Annotated in this window: 12 protein-coding genes; 9 read left to right on the top strand and 3 right to left on the bottom strand. The window is 72.2% G+C overall.

Translation table 11 applies throughout. The annotated features are described in order from the left end of the window. The first annotated feature begins 607 nt into the window (after positions 1-607). Entirely contained in the window at positions 608-2,131 is a 1,524-nt protein-coding gene (gene hflX, locus ACFVFR_RS06000; protein WP_383698450.1) for a GTPase HflX, read from the top strand. A 323-nt stretch (positions 2,132-2,454) separates the two neighbouring features. Here hflX and ACFVFR_RS06005 read toward each other — a convergent pair whose 3' ends face one another. Beyond that, entirely contained in the window at positions 2,455-3,672 is a 1,218-nt protein-coding gene (locus ACFVFR_RS06005; RefSeq protein ID WP_383698451.1) for a trypsin-like serine peptidase, read from the bottom strand. 909 nt (positions 3,673-4,581) lie between these two features. Between ACFVFR_RS06005 and ACFVFR_RS06010 the strand changes: the two genes are divergently transcribed. The 4 genes from ACFVFR_RS06010 (at position 4,582) to ACFVFR_RS06025 (ending at position 12,170) form a co-directional block, all read left to right on the top strand. Then, on the top strand, positions 4,582-7,056 hold the full coding sequence (locus ACFVFR_RS06010) for an IucA/IucC family protein (protein WP_383698452.1): 2,475 nt from the start codon (positions 4,582-4,584) through the stop codon (positions 7,054-7,056). 251 nt (positions 7,057-7,307) lie between these two features. Continuing rightward, the gene (locus ACFVFR_RS06015) at positions 7,308-8,174 is read left to right on the top strand and encodes a GNAT family N-acetyltransferase (protein ID WP_383698453.1); all 867 of its coding nucleotides are present in this window, start codon (positions 7,308-7,310) and stop codon (positions 8,172-8,174) included. A gap of 181 nt (positions 8,175-8,355) precedes the next feature. Next, a complete protein-coding gene (locus ACFVFR_RS06020; RefSeq protein ID WP_383698454.1) occupies positions 8,356-10,074 on the top strand; it encodes an IucA/IucC family protein in 1,719 nt (572 codons plus the stop codon). A gap of 38 nt (positions 10,075-10,112) precedes the next feature. Continuing rightward, a complete protein-coding gene (locus tag ACFVFR_RS06025) occupies positions 10,113-12,170 on the top strand; it encodes an ATP-dependent DNA helicase (RefSeq protein WP_383698455.1) in 2,058 nt (685 codons plus the stop codon). A 265-nt stretch (positions 12,171-12,435) separates the two neighbouring features. On the opposite strand, the gene lexA is transcribed toward ACFVFR_RS06025, so the two are convergent. Continuing rightward, positions 12,436-13,224: a transcriptional repressor LexA gene (gene lexA / locus ACFVFR_RS06030; protein ID WP_383698456.1), complete on the bottom strand. Its 789-nt coding sequence runs from the start codon at positions 13,222-13,224 to the stop codon at positions 12,436-12,438. A gap of 617 nt (positions 13,225-13,841) precedes the next feature. On the opposite strand from lexA, the gene nrdR reads away from it, so the two are divergent. From nrdR to ACFVFR_RS06050, 4 genes are all read left to right on the top strand, one after another. Further along, the gene (gene nrdR / locus ACFVFR_RS06035; protein WP_383698457.1) at positions 13,842-14,303 is read left to right on the top strand and encodes a transcriptional regulator NrdR; all 462 of its coding nucleotides are present in this window, start codon (positions 13,842-13,844) and stop codon (positions 14,301-14,303) included. Positions 14,304-14,415: 112 nt separating this feature from the next. Beyond that, a complete protein-coding gene (locus tag ACFVFR_RS06040) occupies positions 14,416-17,280 on the top strand; it encodes a vitamin B12-dependent ribonucleotide reductase (protein WP_383698458.1) in 2,865 nt (954 codons plus the stop codon). Between the two features lie 227 nt (positions 17,281-17,507). Continuing rightward, the gene (locus ACFVFR_RS06045; protein WP_383698459.1) at positions 17,508-18,344 is read left to right on the top strand and encodes an arylamine N-acetyltransferase; all 837 of its coding nucleotides are present in this window, start codon (positions 17,508-17,510) and stop codon (positions 18,342-18,344) included. A 33-nt stretch (positions 18,345-18,377) separates the two neighbouring features. After that, positions 18,378-18,983, top strand: a complete 606-nt coding sequence (locus tag ACFVFR_RS06050) for a YdbC family protein (protein ID WP_383698460.1) — start codon at positions 18,378-18,380, stop codon at positions 18,981-18,983. 95 nt (positions 18,984-19,078) lie between these two features. On the opposite strand, the gene ACFVFR_RS06055 is transcribed toward ACFVFR_RS06050, so the two are convergent. After that, positions 19,079-19,774: a TetR/AcrR family transcriptional regulator C-terminal ligand-binding domain-containing protein gene (locus ACFVFR_RS06055; RefSeq protein WP_383698461.1), complete on the bottom strand. Its 696-nt coding sequence runs from the start codon at positions 19,772-19,774 to the stop codon at positions 19,079-19,081. Between the last annotated feature and the right edge of the window lie 3 nt (positions 19,775-19,777).

Genomic DNA, 19,777 nt, shown 5'->3' on the forward strand with positions numbered 1-19,777 from the left:
TGGACTGAGGCTCGGCGCCGCGCGGCCTGCGGAGGCGAGCCCGCCGGGGACGCCGCGTGCTCCGTGGTGCCCCGGCCCCCGCCGCGCTCGTGGTTGTCCGAATGGCCAGGGCCGCCGGTGCCCGTACGAACACCGCCCCCACACCCCACGCCTCCAAGCGCACCGGACGCCGGATGGCGCGCTGGGAGACGCGCCCCGTCCACGGAGCCGGGATCATCGCCCCGTGCCCCGTGCCCCGTGCCCCGTGCCCCGTGCCCCGTGCCCCGTGCCCCGTGCCCCGTGCCCCGTGCCCCGTGCCCCGTGCCCCGTGCCCCGTGCCGGGTCGGTGGACCGCGCTCGCGCCGTGTGCCCGCGCCGGGGCGCCGCCCCTTCGTGTCCCGGTGCGGCCCGCCGCACCGGCGCCCTCAGCGCGCCGCACGTCACGGGCGCGTGGGTCGCCCGGAGTACGCCGGTTGCGGGGCGTGGACGGAAGGACCCGCCGAAACCCGGGTGACCCTCGCGACGTCGCGTGGGACCATCGTCGTGTCGGCGCGGCAGCGGCTCGGGAATCGTTCGGGCTGGTTGAGCGTTGTCGACACTGACCGTTCTCACACGACGTAAGGATCCAATGACAACCCCTTCCCAGCAGCAGTCGTTCCCCGCCGCGGATTCCTCGGACCGGCAGCGCCTCCCCGAGAACCTTCGGGCCGACGCCCTGATGGAAGAGGACGTTGCCTGGAGCTACGAGATTGACGAGGAGCGCGACGGCGAGCAGTACGACCGCTCCGAGCGGGCCGCGCTGCGTCGCGTGGCGGGCCTGTCCACCGAACTGGAAGACGTCACCGAGGTCGAGTACCGACAGCTGCGACTGGAGCGCGTGGTGCTCGTCGGAGTCTGGACGTCCGGCACGGTCGACGACGCCGAGAACTCCCTGGCGGAGCTCGCGGCGCTGGCCGAGACGGCGGGTGCCCTCGTTCTCGACGGTGTCATCCAGCGCCGCCCCAAGCCCGACCCCGCCACCTACATCGGCTCCGGCAAGGCGCAGGAGCTGCGGGACGTCGTGCTCGAATCGGGCGCGGACACCGTGGTCTGCGACGGTGAGCTCAGCCCCGGCCAGCTCATCCACCTCGAGGACGTCGTCAAGGTCAAGGTCGTCGACCGGACGGCGCTGATCCTCGACATCTTCGCCCAGCACGCCAAGTCGCGTGAGGGCAAGGCCCAGGTCGCGCTCGCGCAGATGCAGTACATGCTGCCGCGGCTGCGCGGTTGGGGTCAGTCGCTGTCCCGTCAGATGGGTGGTGGCGGCGGTGGCGGCATGGCCACCCGTGGCCCCGGTGAGACGAAGATCGAGACCGACCGGCGCCGCATTCGCGAGAAGATGGCGAAGATGCGCCGGGAGATCGCGGAGCTGAAGACCGGCCGCGACATCAAGCGCCAGGAGCGCAAGCGCCACAAGGTGCCCTCCGTCGCGATCGCCGGCTACACCAACGCGGGCAAGTCCTCGCTGCTCAACCGCCTCACCGGCGCGGGTGTCCTGGTGGAGAACGCCCTGTTCGCCACCCTGGACCCGACCGTGCGCCGGGCCGAGTCGCCCAGCGGCCTGCTGTACACCCTCGCCGACACCGTGGGGTTCGTACGACACCTGCCGCACCACCTCGTCGAGGCGTTCCGCTCCACGATGGAGGAGGTCGCGGACGCCGATCTGATCCTGCACGTGGTGGACGGCTCGCACCCGGTGCCCGAGGAGCAGCTGGCGGCCGTGCGCGAGGTGATCCGCGACGTGGGCGCGGTCCACGTTCCCGAGATCGTGGTCGTCAACAAGGCGGACGCGGCCGACCCGGTGGTGCTCCAGCGGCTGCTGCGCATCGAGCCGCGCGCGATCGCCGTCTCGGCCCGCTCCGGGCAGGGCATCGCGGAGCTGTTGGCGTTGGTCGACGCCGAGCTGCCCAGGCCGAGCGTCGAGATCGAGGTGCTGGTGCCCTACACGCGCGGGGCGCTGGTCTCGCGTGTGCACGCCGACGGCGAGGTGATCTCCGAGGAGCACACGTCGGAGGGCACGCTGCTCAAGGCGCGTGTGCACGCGGAACTGGCGGCGGAACTCCAGCCGTATCTGCCGGTGGGATCCACCGACGCCTCGGCGATCACCGCCTGACCCCGACCGTCGTGCCCGGCGGCCGACGTTCGCGCGCCGACCGCGCCGTCGCGCACGCCGTGCGTCGCGTGACCGCAGCCGCTGGCCGGGTACGCGATAGCAGGGCGTACGCCTGACGCGCCAAGGGCCCGCCCCCCTCCACGGTGTCCGTGGGGCGGGGGCGGGCCCTCTGCTGTCGTGCCGCACGCGCGCCCGTCTCGGGCGCGGTTCCGTTGGGGCGGCGCGGCCGTGTCCACGCGCCGGCCGGACCGGCCCCGCGTGACCGCCGTCAGGCCGCCCGTGCCGGGCGCGCGCCCCAGGGCGCGCGCCCGGCGTTCCTTGGCTCAGCGGTTGGCGAACTTCTTGCTCACCGCGTTGTAGACGCCCTTCGCCTCGTCGCCCAGGTGCGGCCCGGCCAGCCAGGTCGCGTTGGCCGGGCCGATCGAGGTGTTGGACACCAGCGCCGGCTGACCGTCCTGGCCCGTGGCGACCCAACCACCGCCGGACGACCCCGCGGTCATCCGGCAGCCGATGCGGTACATAGTCGGCTGAGTGGCGTCCAGCGAGAGCCGCCCCGGCTTGTCGCTGCACTGGTGCAGCGACTGGCCGTCGAACGGTGCGGCAGCCGGGTAGCCGGTGGCCGTCATGTCCTCCATGGACTTCACGGCCGGAGCGTCGAACTCCACCGGCAGCGCCCCGCCGACGGTCTCCTCCAGCGACTTCCCGCTGCCGTCCTCCGGCTTGACCTTCAACACGGCGAAGTCGTACGGCGCGCCCTGACCGCCGACCTTGGCGCCCCGCTCGATCCACTGGTCGGAGGTCTGCGCCCACTCGGCCCACCACAGGCCCTTGGGCGCTATCTGCTCCTTGGGGGCGTTCTCCAGCTCCGCCACCGACAGGCCGCTGTCGTTGTACGAGGGCACGAACATGACATTGCGGTACCAACCGCCGCCCTTGCCCGCGTGCACACAGTGGCCAGCGGTCCAGACCATGTTGGACTTGCCGGGGTTCGCCGGGTCCTTCACCACGGTCGCGGAGCAGACCATCGAGCCTTCGGGGCCGTCGAAGAAGACCTTCCCCGCCTCCGGCGCGTTCGCGCTGTACGGGGTCCGCACCTGCCGTGCGTCCACCGGCTGCGGCTCGGGGTCGGTCACGCCCTGGTCGTCGGCGATGTCGTCCTCAACCGGCTGGTCGGGCTCCTCGGCGTCCTTCATCCGGTCCGGGTCCCACAGGTCCTCGATGATCGGGTTGATGAACTCGCCCGCCTCGCGCAGCCACTCCTTGTCGAAGTTCTTCCAGGCCCCGTCCTTCCACTTGTCCAGGTCGAGCCCGAGGTCCTTGAGCTTGTCGTTGAGGTCGCTCGGCAGCGCCAGGTCGTTCGACCCCTTCTCCGTGGACGCGGTCGGCGCGGAGGCGCCCTCGTTGTCCGAGGAGCCACAGGCGGCGACGGTCAGCGCCAGCGTGGCGGCGAGCGCCGCGGTGGCCAGCACGGACGAGGAGCTCCGGGCGCGCGGGCGCCGCCTGGCGCGCTGGCGAGAGCTGGACGGACGCGTGGATGGCATGGGCGGAACTCCCCCTGGAATGTTCGGGCTGCTCGGTAAAGCGACAAGCGATCTGGATCTGTCATGTACCGCCCTGGCGGAGGGCGGCTCCCCACTATGCCGGTGCCGCGTACGACGGCCGAACGCGGGTCCCCGGTTCCGCCACGCCAGGGAACTGCCACGGAGCCGTGATTCGTCGTCCGCCGCGTCGTTGGTCCCTACGGCGCGCCCAGCCCCCACCCGCGACGGCCTGACGACGACCGACAGACGGCGCCGTGCTCCGGGGTTTGACCGGCCGGGCCGCGCGGGCGGCTGTACGCAGCCGGATACGGGCGCTAGCGAGAGGAAACCGGTGCCGTGGCCACGTTCGAGGCTCCACGCCAGCCGCTGTCCACCACGCCGGCTGGCGTCGTACCACCCCCCGCGACGCCAGGGCACACCGCGCCGTCGGGGGTCGGGCCGACCTTCGCGCCGTCCGCCGCCGCGCCCCGCCCCCGGTCCGTCCGCCGCCGACACCGCGCGCACCCCGCTCTCCAGGACTGGCTCCACGACCGGCCTCACGGCGCGAACGGGGCGGGCCCCGCCCCGGAGTTCTCCGCCCGCGGCAGTCGCGTTCCGGGCCGTGTGCGGAGCCACACCGGGCCGGCGCGGGCACCGCGCGCCCAACCCGAGGGCCCCGCGCCCGTACCACCCTGGCCCAGGCGCACACCCGCGCCCCGACCCCCCGCCGTGGCACGTCACCCAGCACCCCCACCTCGCCCCGACGGGCCGGCCGGGCCAGCCGTCCGGCGGCCGCTCCGGGTGGCCCACGACGGCGCGTGGGCCCCGTCGGTGCGCGGGCCGTGACGGTGCGCCGAACCAGCCCCCACCGTGATGCCCGGCCGTACGCGCCATCCCGCACGGCCAGCCAATGAAGGAGGAAGGCGCCCCGTGGACCGTAGCCCCACCCCCCACGCCGCACACCGCACGGACGCGGTTTCCGGAGCCGACGCGTTGTCGAGCACCCTCGCCCCGTCGGTCCCCGAACAGGTTCGCCGCGGTCAGGAGACCCCGGTCGGCGAGGGCACCGCTCACCCGCCCACTCCTGACCCACTGGACCACCCCGACCCGCACACGGCGGCCGACGCGGCGACCACCGAGAACCTGCTGCGGTGCTGGGCGCGCGAGACGAACACGGCCCCGCCCGAGGGTGGGGTGCTGCGGCTCTCGCTCGTGTCCAGCGGCGTCGTGCTTCTGGTCCCCGCGCCCTACTGGTCGCCGACCGGCTGGCACCGTTTCGGACACCCGCGCCTGGCGGGCGCCCCCGTCGACGCCCCGGCTATCGACGCGCCCACCCTGGCCGCGCTGCTGAGCCGCGAGGCCGCCTACGGCACGGCGCGACGCGACGCCACCCCCCGCGAGGACGGCACCCCAGGCGTCAACCCGGGCGAGGTGGTCGACGCCGCCCCGTACGACGCCGCGCGGTACGCCGAGAGCCCAGCCGGCCCGGGCGAGGCGGCCGGCGACGCCGACGGCCGGTGGGACTCGGGACGTGCCGGCGGCGCTGCGACGGCCCCCGACGGACGCTTCGCGCCGACCGAGGAGGGCGTGTATCCGATCGAGGGCGCGCGGGGCAGCGCGTACGGAGGCGACGGCGCACTCCCGGGCACGTACGGAGCTGACGGCGTGCGCGGCGGCTACGGAGCGGGCGAGGGGCTGGCGCCCCGCACGGACACCGCTGGCGCCGGGCGGGCGGCGACGCACGGCGGGGGAGCCAGGGCGCCGTACGGGGCCGGGCACGGCGCGGCGGACGGTGCCGGACGCGTGGCGGGGCGCGCCGCCGGCCCCGGCGCGGGAGACGGGGCCAGGCGCGGCGGCGCGGGGGAGGGGCTCGGCGCCCATGGCCCCGGCTCGGCCGAGGACGGGGCGGGGGCCCCCGTGTCGCCGGGGCCGGTGGGCGCGGGCGGCGCCGAGCTCGTGGGACGCGTCGCGGACTCCGTGCGGCGCACCGCCGTCTTCCTCGCCGACCGCCGGGCCGCCCCAGATGACCCCGACGCGGGTGGCGCCTTCCTCGCCGGCGAGCAGTCGCTGCTGTTCGGCCATCCGCTGCACCCGACGCCCAAGAGCCGCGAGGCACTCTCCGAGGCCGAGGCCCGCACGTATTCGCCCGAACTGCGCGGCTCCTTCCCCCTGCACTGGCTCGGGGTGCGGCCCTCAGTGCTCGCCCGCGACTCGGCCTGGACCGAGCGGGGCCGCACCGTACCCGCTGACCGCCTCGTGGCCGCGATCGCCCCGGGGATGCCGGTACCGCCCGACGGCATGGTTCCGCTGCCGCTCCACCCGTGGCAGGCGCAGGAGATCCGGCACCGTGACGCGGTGCGGGCCCTCGTCGACGCCGGACTGGTACGCGATCTGGGGCCCGGCGGTGAGCTCTGGCACCCCACCTCCTCGGTACGCACCGTCTACCACCCCGCCGGGCGCGCCATGCTGAAGCTCTCGCTCGGGTTGCGCATCACCAACTCCCGGCGCGAGAACCTCCGCAAGGAACTGCTGCGTGGCGTCGAGGCCCACCGCTTGTTGCGTAGCGGGCTGGCCCGGGAGTGGCGGGCCGCGTGCCCCGGCTTCGACGTCGTGCGCGACCCCGCCTGGCTCGCCGTCGACGGACTCGACGGCGAGCCGGTGCCCGGCGTGGACGTGATCATCCGGCACAACCCCATCGGCGTCACCGACGACGTGGTGTGCGTGGCGGGGCTCGTCTCGCCACGCCCCTGGCCCGGCCAGCGGGCGCCGCGCTCGCGACTCGCCCACCTGGTGACCCGGCTCGCCGCCCGCACCGGGCGCCCCCTCGGCGCCGTGTCGACGGAGTGGTTCCTGCGCTACCTGCACACCGTCGTCCGGCCGATCCTGTGGCTGGACGGCAGGGCGGGTGTCGCGCTCGAAGCCCACCAGCAGAACACGCTGGTGCTCCTTGACGGGGACGGCTGGCCCGCCGGCGGGCGCTACCGCGACAACCAGGGGTATTACTACCGCGAGTCGCGGCGCACGGAGCTCCACCGCCGGCTGCCTGGCCTCGGCGCGCACAGCGACACGTTCGTCACCGACGCCGTCGCCGACGAGCGCTTCGCGTACTACCTGGGCGTCAACAACGTGCTCGGCCTCATCGGCGCGTTCGGCGCCCAGCGGCTCGGTGACGAGCGCCTCCTCCTCGCCGCCTTCCGCCGCTTCCTGGGCGAGGCGTCCCGCCAGCCGGTGGCATGCCGCTCCTCGCTGCCCGCCCGTCTGCTCGACGCGCCCACGCTGCGGTGCAAGGCCAACCTTCTCACCCGGCTGCACGGTCTGGACGAACTGATCGGGCCGGTGGACACCCAGTCCGTCTACGTCACCATCGCCAACCCCGTCGCCCCGTCCACCACCTGTTCTCCGTGAAGCCGAGAGCCGCCATGAGACCCACCGACCCCCCGCCCGGCGCCACCGATCCCACCGCCCCTGGCGGCGGACCGAGCGCCGGCCCCACGCCTGCCCCCTCCACGCCGCAACGCGCGCGCGGTGGCCGCCGCCCGACGCGACGCCTCGCCCCACCGCGAGGCACCGGTCCGACCGCCAGCCAGGGCCCGCCGGCCGCACCCCGCTCCGCACCACGCCGCACCGGAGCAGTCGGTGCGGACGGTGCCGACGACGTGCGAGCGCGGCTCACGGAACTCCCGACCCCCGGCCGCGCCGCTGACACCCGTGTCGCCCCGGGCGGGAGCGGGGGAGGCGTCGACGCTGATCCCGCCCACGACCAGGCCTCCCGGCCGACCGCCCGCCACGACGCTGCGGGCTCCGCCCCCACGGCTCCCACGTCCGACGGCGTCGCGTCGGCCTCCCGGAGCACGGCCGCCCGCGCCGCGCCCCCACCCGAACCGGCGTGCGCCCCGCCAGCGCCCCGTGTCGCCGGACGCCCCCACCCGCCGCCGTCCCCCGCGCGCGCGGCCAGCCCGCTCGGCGACCTCGCGCGCTGGGGACCAGCCACCACCCCCTGCGGCACCTTCCGACTCGTCCCCGTCTCCCTCTCCCGCGACCTGCCCCGCATCACACGCTGGATGAACGATCCGTCCGTGGCCGCCTTCTGGGAGCTCGCCGGGCCCGACCAGACCACCGAGCGGCACCTGCGGGCACAGCTCGACGGAGACGGACGCAGCCTGCCCTGCCTCGGCGTCCTCGACGGCGTACCCGTCAGCTACTGGGAGGTCTACCGCGCCGACCTGGACCCGCTCGCCCAGCACTACCCGGCGCGCCCCCACGACATCGGGCTGCACCTGCTCATCGGCGGCGTGGCCGACCGGGGTCGGGGCATCGGCACGTCCCTGCTCCGCGCGGTCGCCGACCTGGTCCTTGACCACCGACCCGACTGTGGCCGCGTGATCGCCGAGCCCGACCTGCGCAACACCCCTTCCATCGCGGCCTTCCTCGGCGCCGGGTACCGCTTCAGCGCCGAGGTGTCCCTTCCCGACAAGAGCGCGGCCCTGATGGTCCGGGACCGGGCGCTACGCCACCTCCTGTGACCTCGGCACCAAGGAGCTCACCTTGCGATCCTCACCCCAGCCCCCACCTCCGTCGCGGCCCCCGCGCCCCCACCGCCGCCTCCCCGGGGCCAGACCCCCGCACCCGTCGCCGCCCGCCCAGCCCCCCACGACCGCGACGGCCGACGTCTGGCGGCACGCCGGCCGCCGCATGCTGGCCAAGATGCTCGCCGAGTTCGCCTACGAGGACGTCCTCACCCCCGAACACGACACGGAGGCCCCTGACGAGCCCGGCGCCCGCCCCGGGGAGCGGGCGTACCGGCTCCCCGAGGTCGGTGGCGTGACCTACCGCTTCCGCGCCCGCCGTGGCGCGTACGGCCACTGGACCATCGACCCCACGTCGCTCACTCCCGGTACCGATCCGCTGCGCTTCCTCGCCCTGGCCCACGACGAACTCCTCGGCCTCAGCGGCGACACCACCGGGCACCTGATCCGCGAACTCACCGCCACCCTGGCCGCCGACGTCCACCTCGACACCGAGGCCCTGACCGCCGCCGACCTCGCCGACCTGGACTACGCCGACCTCGAAGGCCACCAGACCGGCCACCCCTGGCTCGTGGCCAACAAGGGCCGCCTCGGCTTCTCGGCGGCCGACGCCGCCCAGTGGGCACCCGAAGCCCGCCGCGCTCACCTCCTCCCCTGGCTGGCCGTCCGACGCGGCCTGGCCCACTACCGGGGCGTGCCCGCGCTGGCCACCCCCGACCAGCTCTACCGCGAGGAACTCGACGCCCCCACGCGTGCCACCTTCCACCGCACCCTCACCGAGCACGGCCGGGACCCGGCCGACTACCTGCTGCTCCCCGTCCACCCCTGGCAGTGGGACGAGGTGATCGCCCCCCTCTTCGCCCCGCAACTCGCCGACGGCAGCATCATCCCCCTGCCCACTGACAACGCCCGCCGACTGCCCCAACAGTCCATCCGGACCTTCCTCAACGTCAGCCGGCCCGAGGCGCGCACCGTCAAGCTGCCCCTCTCCGTCCTCAACACCCTGGTCTGGCGTGGGCTCCCCACCGAACGCACGCTCGCGGCGCCGGCCGTGACCGCCTGGGTGCACGCGCTGCGCGACGGCGATCCGTTTCTACGCGACGAGACCCGGGTCATCCTGCTCGGCGAGACCGCGTCCGTCACCGTCGAGCACCCGCTGTACGACCGCCTGCCCGGAGTGCCCTACCAGTACAAGGAGTTGCTGGGGTGCATCTGGCGGGAGCCACTGGCGCCGCAGCTCGAACCGGGGGAGCGCGCGCGAACCCTCGCCGCGCTGTTGCACACCGATGCGCGGGGGCGCGCCTTCACCGCCGAGCTCGTCGCACGCTCCGGACTCACGCCGAGCACCTGGTTGCGCCGCCTGTTCGCCGCACTCCTGCCGCCGTTACTGCGATTCCTCTACCGCTACGGCACCGTGTTCTCCCCGCACGGGGAGAACACGGTCGTGGTCTTCGACGAGCGTGACGTGCCTGTCCGCCTCGCGATCAAGGACTTCGTCGACGACATCAACGTCAGCGCCCAGCCACTGCCGGAGCACGCCACCATGAGTGATGACGTGCGAGGTGTGCTGCTCAGCGAGCCGCCCGGGTTCCTGACCCAGTTCATCCACTCCGGCCTGTTCGTCGGCGTCTTCCGCTACCTGGCACCGCTGTGCGAGGAGCAACTGGGCGTTCCCGAGGCGCGGTTCTGGTCCCTGGTGCGCAAGGAGATCCTGCGCCACCACCGGCGCTTCCCGGACCTCGCGCCCCGCTTCGCCCTGTTCGACCTGCTCACCCCCACCATCGAGCGGTTGTGCCTGAACCGGAACCGGCTGCACCTGGACGGTTACCGGGACAGCCCCGACCGCCCACACGCCGCCGTGCACGGCCGCGTACCCAACCCGTTGCACGGTGGATGACCGGCACTGTCAGTGGCGCCCCGTAGGCTGGCGTTCCTATGACTCCTTCGCCTTCACCGTCTCTCACCGACCTGCTGCACGCCGCTGTGACCGCCGTCGGCGGCACGGAGCGTCCCGGGCAGGTCAGCATGGCCACCGCCGTCGCCGAGGCCATCGGCGCCACCCGGTTCCTCGACCAGGACGACGGTGGCGGTGAGGCGGCGGGCGAACACACGCATCTGCTCGTCCAGGCGGGCACGGGCACGGGCAAGTCCCTCGGCTACCTGGTGCCGGCCATCGCGCGCGGCGAGCGCGTGGTGATCGCCACCGCGACGCTGGCGCTCCAGCGCCAGCTCGTGGAGCGCGACCTGCCGCGCACGGTCGACGCGCTGCACCCGCTGCTGCGCCGCCGTCCCGAGTTCGCGATGCTCAAGGGGCGGTCCAACTACCTGTGCCTGCACCGGCTGCACGAGGGCGTGCCGCACGAGGAGGAGGACGGGCTCTTCGACCCGTTCGAGGCCGCCACGCCGCTCCCGGGCCAGGCCGCCAGCCGACTGGGCAAGGACCTGCTGCGGCTGCGCGACTGGGCGGACGAGACGGAGACCGGTGACCGTGACGACATGACGCCCGGCGTCTCCGACCGCGCCTGGGGACAGGTCTCCGTCTCCTCGCGGGAGTGCCTGGGCGCGTCGAAGTGCGCGTACGGCGCGGAGTGCTTCGCCGAGGCGGCCCGCGAGCGCGCCAAGCTCTCGGACGTGATCGTCACCAACCACGCCCTGCTCGCCATCGACGCCATCGAGGGCGCCCCCGTGCTGCCCCCGCACGAGGTGTTGATCATCGACGAGGCGCACGAGCTGGTCTCCCGGGTCACCGGGGCCGCGACCGGCGAGCTGACCCCGGGCCAGGTCAACCGTGCCGTGCGACGCTCCGCGAAGCTCGCGAACGAGAAGGCGGCGGATGCCCTGCAGACGGCCGCCGAGAGCTTCGAGCGGCTGATGGAGCTGGCCCTGCCCGGCCGCCTGGAGACGATCCCCGAGGACCTCGGGTACGCCCTGATGGCGCTGCGCGACGCGGCCCGCACGGTGATCTCGGCCATCGGGAGCACCCGGGACAAGTCGGTGCAGGACGAGGACGCTGTCCGCAAGCAGGCGCTGGCCTCGGTGGAGAACGTACACGCGGTCGCGGAACGGCTCGTGGAGGGTTCCGAGTACGACGTGGTGTGGTGCGAGCGGCACGATCGCTTCGGCGCCTCGCTACGCGTCGCCCCCATGTCCGTCTCGGGGCTGCTGCGCGAGAAGCTCTTCAGCGAGCGTTCGGTGGTACTCACCTCGGCCACCCTCAAGCTCGGCGGCGACTTCAACGGCGTGGGCGCCTCGCTCGGCCTCGCCCCCGAGGGCATGGCGGAGAAGGCCGGCGCCGACGACCCGACCATGCCGCGCTGGAAGGGTCTGGACGTCGGTTCACCGTTCGACTACCGGAAGCAGGGCATCCTCTACGTCGCCCAGCACCTGGCGCAGCCCGGCCGCGAGGCCGGGCGGGCCGACATGCTCGACGAGCTGACCGAACTCGTCGAGGCGGCCGGCGGGCGCACGCTGGGGCTCTTCTCGTCCATGCGGGCCGCGCAGACCGCGGCCGAGGAGCTGCGCGGGCGCCTCGACCAGCCGATCCTGCTGCAGGGCGAGGAGACGCTGGGCGAGTTGATCCGCACCTTCGCGGCCGATCCGCGCACGTGCCTGTTCGGCACGCTGTCCCTGTGGCAGGGCGTGGACGTGCCGGGGGCGAGCTGCCAGCTCGTGGTCATGGACCGCATCCCCTTCCCACGCCCCGACGATCCGCTGATGAGCGCCCGGCAGAAGGCGGTCGAGGAGGCCGGCGGTAACGGCTTCATGGCGGTCGCGGCCACGCACGCGGCGCTGCTGATGGCCCAGGGAGCCGGCCGGCTCGTCCGCGCGTCGGGGGACCGCGGCGTGGTGGCGGTGCTGGACCCCCGGCTCGCCAAGGCCCGGTACGGAAGCTTCCTGCGGGCCTCGATGCCGGGCTTTTGGTACACCACCGACCGGAACCAGGCCCGCCGCTCCCTCGCCGCCATCGACGCTGCGGCCAAGGCCAGCGAGTAGATCGGCCGGCAACGCGATCGGGTGCGAGCCGCGAGCCCGGGAAGGGATCGCGACTCGCACCCGATCAGCACACGCGGTACGTGCTCTGGGCTCTCAGGACGCGCGGGACGCGCGGGACGCGCACTCGCCCACGCGTCTCGCCCGGGGCGCTTCCACCTACTCGGCCGATCACGATGCGCCGCTGGCGCGTGGAGTGCGGGGAGAAGTCGAAGAGAGGCAGCCCCGGAACCGGCGCAGTGGTTCCGGGGCCGGTCGTGAGAGGCGGTCAGACGCGGCGCAGCACCGCGACGACCTTGCCGAGAATCGTTGCCTCGTCACCGGGGATCGGTTGGTACGCGGCGTTGTGCGGGAGCAGCCAGACATGGCCGTCCTCGCGCTTGAACCGCTTGACCGTGGCTTCGCCGTCCAGCATCGCGGCCACGATGTCCCCGTTCTCGGCGACCGGCTGCCGGCGGACGGTAACCCAGTCCCCGTCGCAGATGGCCGCCTCGACCATGGAGTCGCCGACCACCTTGAGGACGAACAGCTCACCGTCGCCGACGAGTTGGCGGGGGAGCGGGAAGACGTCCTCGACCGACTCCTCGGCGAGGATCGGCCCGCCGGCGGCGATCCGTCCCACGAGCGGCACGTACGAGGCCGCCGGCTTACCCGCCGTGTCCGCCGGCGGGGTGGCGCTGGGCTGGTCGGAACCGCGTACCTCGTACGCGCGCGGCCGGTGCGGGTCGCGGCGTAGGAACCCCTTGCGCTCGAGGGCCATGAGCTGGTGGGCGACGGACGAGGTGCTGGAGAGCCCCACGGCCTGCCCGATCTCGCGCATGGACGGCGGATAACCCCGCCGCTGAACGGAGTCGCGAATCACCTCGATGACGCGCCGCTGCCGATCGGTCAGCCCCGAGCTGTCCGCGCGAATTCCCGGAGGTCGGCCAGGTAGCGAGCGGGCTGGCCGCTGCCCCTCTGGATGTGTGATGGCGTCATTCATCGTGTGTGCCGATTCGAGTCGGTTCCGGGAGCGGTCCTGGGCGGTGATGGTCGCGCTGTCGGCGGTGGTGGTCACGTCGGCCCCTCTCGATATGTTCTCCCTAGTTAGCCAACGGTAGTTGCTTTCGAAAGGTTGCGCCAAACACACGTTCGAGTGAAAATCCGCAGATTAGCTGACCTGATCGCAAGGCTTCGTGTATGCGGCGGGAGGGATTCGGGCCATCACGGTACCGCTCGGCGTCCGGACGGACCGGCGTGGGGCGGTTCGCGCCGACGGGCTTCGCGCCGCGCCTTCCCGGCTACCGTACGTAATCGAAAGGGGTCTCGATCGGGCGTCCGCGGTGCCCCGCGGAGGGTGGCGCACGCGTCGTCGCCGGGTCGGCCTCTCTCGGGCGGGACGCGGCGCGTCCAGTGTGCCAGTCGCGCCCCCGTGGCTCCACGGCCGCCGCCCTTCCCGTACCCTCGTGGCTGCCGCTGTGCTGTGACACGCCACGCCGGAGGTTGACGATCCGCCACCAGATCTAGTGGTTTGATGGTCACCGGCCGCCCATAGGTTGTGGTCCCGGGTGAATCATCACCGGAGTCTTCGCCTATGCTTGGGCCGCAGTCGACAGGCCCGCCAACGGGCCCGTCAAGCGCTATTGACGCTGGGATTCGTGCGCCGTTTTTCAGGGCGGGAAGGGTGAGGACGTCATGCACTGCCCTTTCTGTAGGCACCCTGACAGTCGCGTGGTCGACAGTCGCACTACCGATGACGGCTGCTCGATCCGCAGGCGCCGGCAGTGTCCCGACTGCTCCCGCCGGTTCACCACCGTGGAGACGGCGTCACTCATGGTGATCAAGCGCAGTGGGGTCACCGAGCCCTTCCGGCGCGACAAGGTCATCTCCGGAGTGCGCAAGGCGTGTCAGGGGCGCCCCGTGACTGAGGACGCCCTCGCTCAGCTCGGCCAGCGCGTCGAGGAGGCGGTCCGTGCCACCGGAAGCGCCGAGCTGACCACGCACGACGTCGGGCTGGCCATACTCGGGCCGCTCCGCGAACTGGACCTCGTCGCGTACCTGCGCTTCGCCAGCGTTTACCAGGCCTTCGAGTCGCTTGAGGACTTCGAGGCCGCAGTCGCGGAGTTGCGCGCCGGGGCGACCCGCGCCGCCGACTAGCGATCACACGAAGACGTGCCCGGGACGCTTCGCGTGCCCGGGCGACAGACAGGCATCGCGCCATGGAACAAACTGGCGTAATTGGGCGTTTTGCCCGTATCAGGGAGGCGGAATGACAGAGACGACGAGCGGTACGGCACGAGGTTCCCGTTCCAAGGGAAACAAGGCCACCAAGGGCTTGCGTATCGAGCGCGTCCACACCGCCCCCGGCGTGCACCCGTACGACGAGGTTGTGTGGGAGCGCCGGGACGTCGTCATGACCAACTGGCGCGACGGCTCGATCAACTTCGAGCAGCGTGGCGTCGAGTTCCCCGACTCCTGGTCCGTGAACGCGGTCAACATCGTCACCAGCAAGTACTTCCGCGGCGCGGTCGGTTCCCCCGGCCGCGAGTCGAGCCTGCGGCAGCTCATCGACCGCGTGGTCTCCACGTACCGCAAGGCCGGCGAGACCCACGGCTACTTCGCGTCCCCGGCCGACGCCGAGATCTTCGACCACGAGCTGACGTACGCCCTGCTCCACCAGGTGTTCTCCTTCAACTCGCCGGTCTGGTTCAACGTGGGGACCAAGCAGCCGCAGCAGGTCAGCGCCTGTTTCATCCTCTCCGTCGACGACTCCATGGAGTCGATCCTCGACTGGTACAAGGAAGAGGGGATGATCTTCAAGGGCGGTTCCGGGGCCGGTCTGAACCTCTCCCGCATCCGTTCCAGCAGGGAGCTGCTGTCCTCCGGCGGCAACGCCTCGGGCCCCGTCTCCTTCATGCGTGGCGCGGACGCCTCCGCGGGAACGATCAAGTCGGGCGGCGCCACCCGCCGCGCGGCCAAGATGGTCGTCCTGGACGTGGACCACCCGGACGTCGAGGCGTTCATCGAGACCAAGGTCAAGGAGGAGGAGAAGGTCCGCGCGCTGCGCGACGCCGGGTTCGACATGGACCTGGGTGGCGACGACATCACCTCCGTCCAGTACCAGAACGCCAACAACTCGGTCCGGGTCAACGACGAGTTCATGCGCGCCGTCGAGGCCGGCAGCTCGTTCGGGCTGCGTGCCCGCATGACCGGTGAGGTCATCGACGAGGTCGACGCCAAGGGCCTGTTCCGCAAGATGGCCGAGGCCGCCTGGGCCTGCGCCGACCCGGGCATCCAGTACGACGACACCATCAACCACTGGCACACCTCGCCGGAGTCGGGTCGCATCACCGCCTCCAACCCGTGCAGCGAGTACATGCACCTGGACAACTCCTCGTGCAACCTCGCCTCGCTCAACCTCATGAAGTTCCTGCGCGACGACGACGCGGGCAACCAGTCGTTCGACGCCGAGCGCTTCGCGAAGGTCGTCGAGCTCGTCATCACCGCGATGGACATCTCCATCTGCTTCGCCGACTTTCCCACCGAGAAGATCGGTGAGACGACGCGGGCCTTCCGCCAGCTCGGCATCGGCTACGCCAACCTCGGCGCCCTGCTCATGGCCACCGGTCACGCCTACGACAGCGACGGCGGTCGCGCCCTGGCCGGCGCCATCACCTCGCTGATGACCGGCACCTCCTACCGCCGCTCCGCGGAGCTGGCCGCCGTGGTCGGTCCGTACGAGGGGTACGCCCGCAACGCCGACGCCCACAAGCGCGTCATGAAGCAGCACTCGGACGCCAACGGTGCCGCCAAGCGCATGGACGACCTGGACTCGCCGGTGTGGGCCGCGGCGACCGAGGCATGGCAGGACGTCGTTCGGCTCGGGGACAAGCACGGCTTCCGCAACGCCCAGGCGTCGGTGCTCGCGCCCACCGGCACCATCGGCCTGATGATGGACTGCGACACCACGGGCGTCGAGCCCGACCTGGCGCTCGTCAAGTTCAAGAAGCTGGTCGGCGGCGGCTCCATGCAGATCGTGAACAACACGGTCCCCAAGGCGCTGAAGCGCCTCGGCTACCAGCCGGAGCAGGTCGAGGCGATCGTCGGCCACATCGCCGAGCACGGCAACGTGGTGGACGCCCCGGGGCTGCGACACGAGCACTACGAGGTGTTCGACTGCGCGATGGGCGAGCGGGCCATCTCGGCCATGGGACACGTGCGGATGATGGCGGCGGCCCAGCCCTTCCTCTCCGGCGCGATCTCCAAGACCGTGAACCTCCCCGAGTCGGCCACGGTCGAAGAGGTCGAGGAGGTGTACTACGAAGGGTGGAAGCTCGGTCTGAAGGCGCTGGCGATCTACCGCGACAACTGCAAGGTCGGCCAGCCGCTGTCGGCCAAGAAGAAGGAAGAGAAGGCTCAGGCCGAGCCGGAGCCGGAGAAGGTCGTCGAGTACCGGCCGGTCCGAAACCGCCTGCCCAAGGGGCGCCCCGGCATCACCACCTCCTTCACGGTCGGCGGCGCCGAGGGCTACATGACGGCCAACTCCTACCCGGACGACGGGCTGGGCGAGGTCTTCCTGAAGATGTCCAAGCAGGGTTCGACCCTCGCGGGCATGATGGACGCGTTCTCGATCGCCGTCTCGGTCGGCCTGCAGTACGGGGTGCCGCTGGAGACCTACGTCTCGAAGTTCACCAACATGCGCTTCGAGCCGGCGGGGATGACCGACGACCCGGACGTACGGATGGCGCAGTCGATCGTCGACTACATCTTCCGCCGCCTGGCGCTCGACTTCCTGCCGTTCGAGACGCGCTCCGCGCTCGGCATCCACTCGGCCGACGAGCGTCAGCGCCACCTGGACACCGGCTCGTACGAGGCGAGTGACGACGAGGTCGACGTCGAAGGACTGGCTCAGTCGGCCCCGCGTCAGCTGGCGGCCCCGAAGGCGGCCGAGCGCAAGCCCGAGGTGACGGCCGTGCCGGCGCCCAAGCAGGCGCACAACTCCACGGAACTGGTGGAGATGCAGCTCGGGCTCAACGCGGACGCCCCGCTGTGCTTCTCGTGTGGCACCAAGATGCGCCGTGCGGGGAGCTGCTACCTGTGCGAGGGCTGCGGCTCGACGAGCGGCTGCAGCTAACCGCGTGATCGCGCGGGGAGCTGGCGGCGCCGAGCGCCGCACAGGCTGAGGGCGCGCACGCCTGACGTGGCGGGGACCGGTGGTGCACCGGCTCCCGCCACGTCTACGTGTGGAGACAGTCGCTCGGGTCACCGCCATCGGGGCCCCCGGTGGCATTTGACACGATGGTCGCCTCGCGGGGTGGGAGAAGTCGGCCGTGCGGCCGGACGTGCGGAGAGGGAGAGCCCGTGAGTGAGTCCGTCTGGGGCGGCGACCGGTTGGACCTGGGGGCGTACCTGGCGCGCGTCGGCCTCGCCGCCACGGACGGGTTCGCCGTGGACCTGGAGACTCTGAGAGCTCTGCACCGGGCTCATGTGGCGGCCTTCCCCTTCGAGAACCTGGAAATCCTGCTCGGGCGGCCCGTCCCGCTGGACGTCGAGGCACTCCAGGCCAAGATGGTCCGACAGCGGCGTGGCGGTTACTGCTACGAGCAGAACCTGTTGTTCGCCGCGGTCCTGGAACGGCTGGGTTTCACGGTCACGGGTCTCGGCGCGCGCGTGCGCATGGGGTCCGACAAGCTGCGCGCCGAGACGCACATGCTGCTGCGTGTCTCGATACGGGGCTCGGACTGGATCGCGGACGTCGGCTTTGGCGGCGAGGGCCTCCTTGAACCGCTGCCGTGGACGGACGGTGTCGAGTGCCAACAGGGGGACTGGACCTTCGGACTGGTCGGCGAGCCGGCGGGGGTGTGGTCGCTGCGGTCGCTGCACCCCGATGGCTGGTTCGACCTGTACGCCTTCACCACGGAGGAGCGCTTCCCGGTCGACTACGAGGTGCGCAACCACTACATCGCCACTCATGAGCGCTCTCCCTTCGTTTGCCGCCCGGTGGTGCAGCAGACCGAGTCCAGCGCGCGCCGTAATCTCGTCGGCGCGCGACTGTCCGTCGCGCGCCCCGACGGCACGGCGGAGGAACGCGAGGTCGCGGCAGCGGAGCTGGTGGATGTGCTGCTCAGTGAGTTCGGCATCGAACTGTGTGACGTCGACGGGGAGAAGCTTGTCCGGGGGTATGCCTCCGGTTCGTGACGGCGATGGTCGTGTGGGCCGTACGATGATGCGGTGCTGGTCAAGTGGATTCGTTGCTCCGTGATGGACCGACCCGGGTTCGAGCGCGGTCAGCGGAAATGGGCGGGGTTGCTCGGCGAGCCGGGCTTCCGTGGGCAGGGCGGCGGGTGGAGTCGTACGCGCCCGGACGTGGCGCACATCTTCGGGTTCTGGGAGAGCCGCGCGTTCTACGACTCCTTCATGGCGCGTTCGCACGACCGCCTGGCCGCAGGTCAGACGGGAACGTATACGGACATGCAAGTGCTGCTCTTTGAGCGGCAGTTCGACGTCAAGGTGGGATTCGAACCCCGCTTCAGCGATGTGGACGTGGCCCGCGTCGCCCACTGCCAGGTGCACGAGGAGCGCGTGGAGCACTTCACCCTGATGCAGGAGAAGGTCTGGAACCCGGCGATGGCGGGATCACCCGGCATGCTCCGGGGTGTATTCGGCCAGGCTCCCGGCCACGAGTTCCTCGTGCTGTCCCTGTGGAACTCGGCGGCTGAACACGGCAAGTACCGACAGGAGCGAGTGCGACGGCTCGGGGCCCGGGCCGAAGTGGACACGGACATCGCCGCGCTGGCGGGAGACGTGGTGGCGGTGGAGCCGTCCTGGACCGTGTGACCGGCGCGGATGGTGTTGTCGCCTGAGGAGGCGTAGCGGCCGTCGACGCTCGACGCGCAGGGCGGGGCGCACACCGGGGTGTCACCGTCCTCACCTCACTCCTTCGTCGGGGTCGCCCGTGGGGCCCGTGTGGTCGAGATGGTCCCAACCGGAGGCGTGGTGCCGACCGAATCGGCGCCGGTTATGTACGCCCCGGCCCTGACGGCGGCCAGTGTGGCGAGGGCGCTCTGCCGTGCGTGTGTCGCGTCGATCGGCTCCCGGGTCACGAAGACCCGGAAGAACAGAGGGGCGCAGACGGCGCGGGCGACGGCCCCCGCGTCCGTCCCGGAGGGGGCCTCGCCCCGCTCGACGGCCCGGCTGATCAGCGGGCCACACCGGTCGAAGCGTTCGCGGTAGAAGTCCCGCAGCCCTTGCGCGGCGCGCTCCGACTGGAACGCCGCCGCGACGAAGGCGGAAGGCGCGGCAGCTCGCGTGCGGTCACCGAACGTGGCCGTGACCTCGTCGGCCAGCGCGCTCAGGTCGCCTTCGAGGCTGCCCGTGTTCGGCGGAGCCCAGGAATCCTCTCCCGCGAGATCGAGCACGTCCACGATGAGCCCGTCGACGCCACCCCAGCGTCGGTAGAGCGTCGTCTTGTGTACTCCGGAGCGCTCCGCCACGTACTCGATGGTCAGGCCCGGGTAGCCGTGGTCGGCCAGGCCGGTGAGGACGGCGTCACGGACGGCCGCCCGGGTGCGCGCGGTCCGCCCGCCGGGGCGCACGGTTCCAGGTGAGTTGCCGGAGTCCCGAGTCATGCG

The organism is Streptomyces sp. NPDC057702, assembly GCF_042799315.1.
GTDB lineage: Bacteria > Actinomycetota > Actinomycetes > Streptomycetales > Streptomycetaceae > Streptomyces.

Excerpts from the sequence above, each read along its gene's own strand:
- ACFVFR_RS06040 (WP_383698458.1), top strand. The coding sequence starts at position 14,416 with ATGACAGAGACGACGAGCGGTACGGCACGAGGTTCCCGTTCCAAGGGA.
- ACFVFR_RS06005 (WP_383698451.1), bottom strand. The coding sequence starts at position 3,672 with ATGCCATCCACGCGTCCGTCCAGCTCTCGCCAGCGCGCCAGGCGGCGC.
- ACFVFR_RS06025 (WP_383698455.1), top strand. The coding sequence starts at position 10,113 with ATGACTCCTTCGCCTTCACCGTCTCTCACCGACCTGCTGCACGCCGCT.
- nrdR (WP_383698457.1), top strand. The coding sequence starts at position 13,842 with ATGCACTGCCCTTTCTGTAGGCACCCTGACAGTCGCGTGGTCGACAGT.
- ACFVFR_RS06020 (WP_383698454.1), top strand. The coding sequence starts at position 8,356 with ATGCTCGCCGAGTTCGCCTACGAGGACGTCCTCACCCCCGAACACGAC.
- ACFVFR_RS06055 (WP_383698461.1), bottom strand. The coding sequence starts at position 19,774 with ATGACTCGGGACTCCGGCAACTCACCTGGAACCGTGCGCCCCGGCGGG.
- hflX (WP_383698450.1), top strand. The coding sequence starts at position 608 with ATGACAACCCCTTCCCAGCAGCAGTCGTTCCCCGCCGCGGATTCCTCG.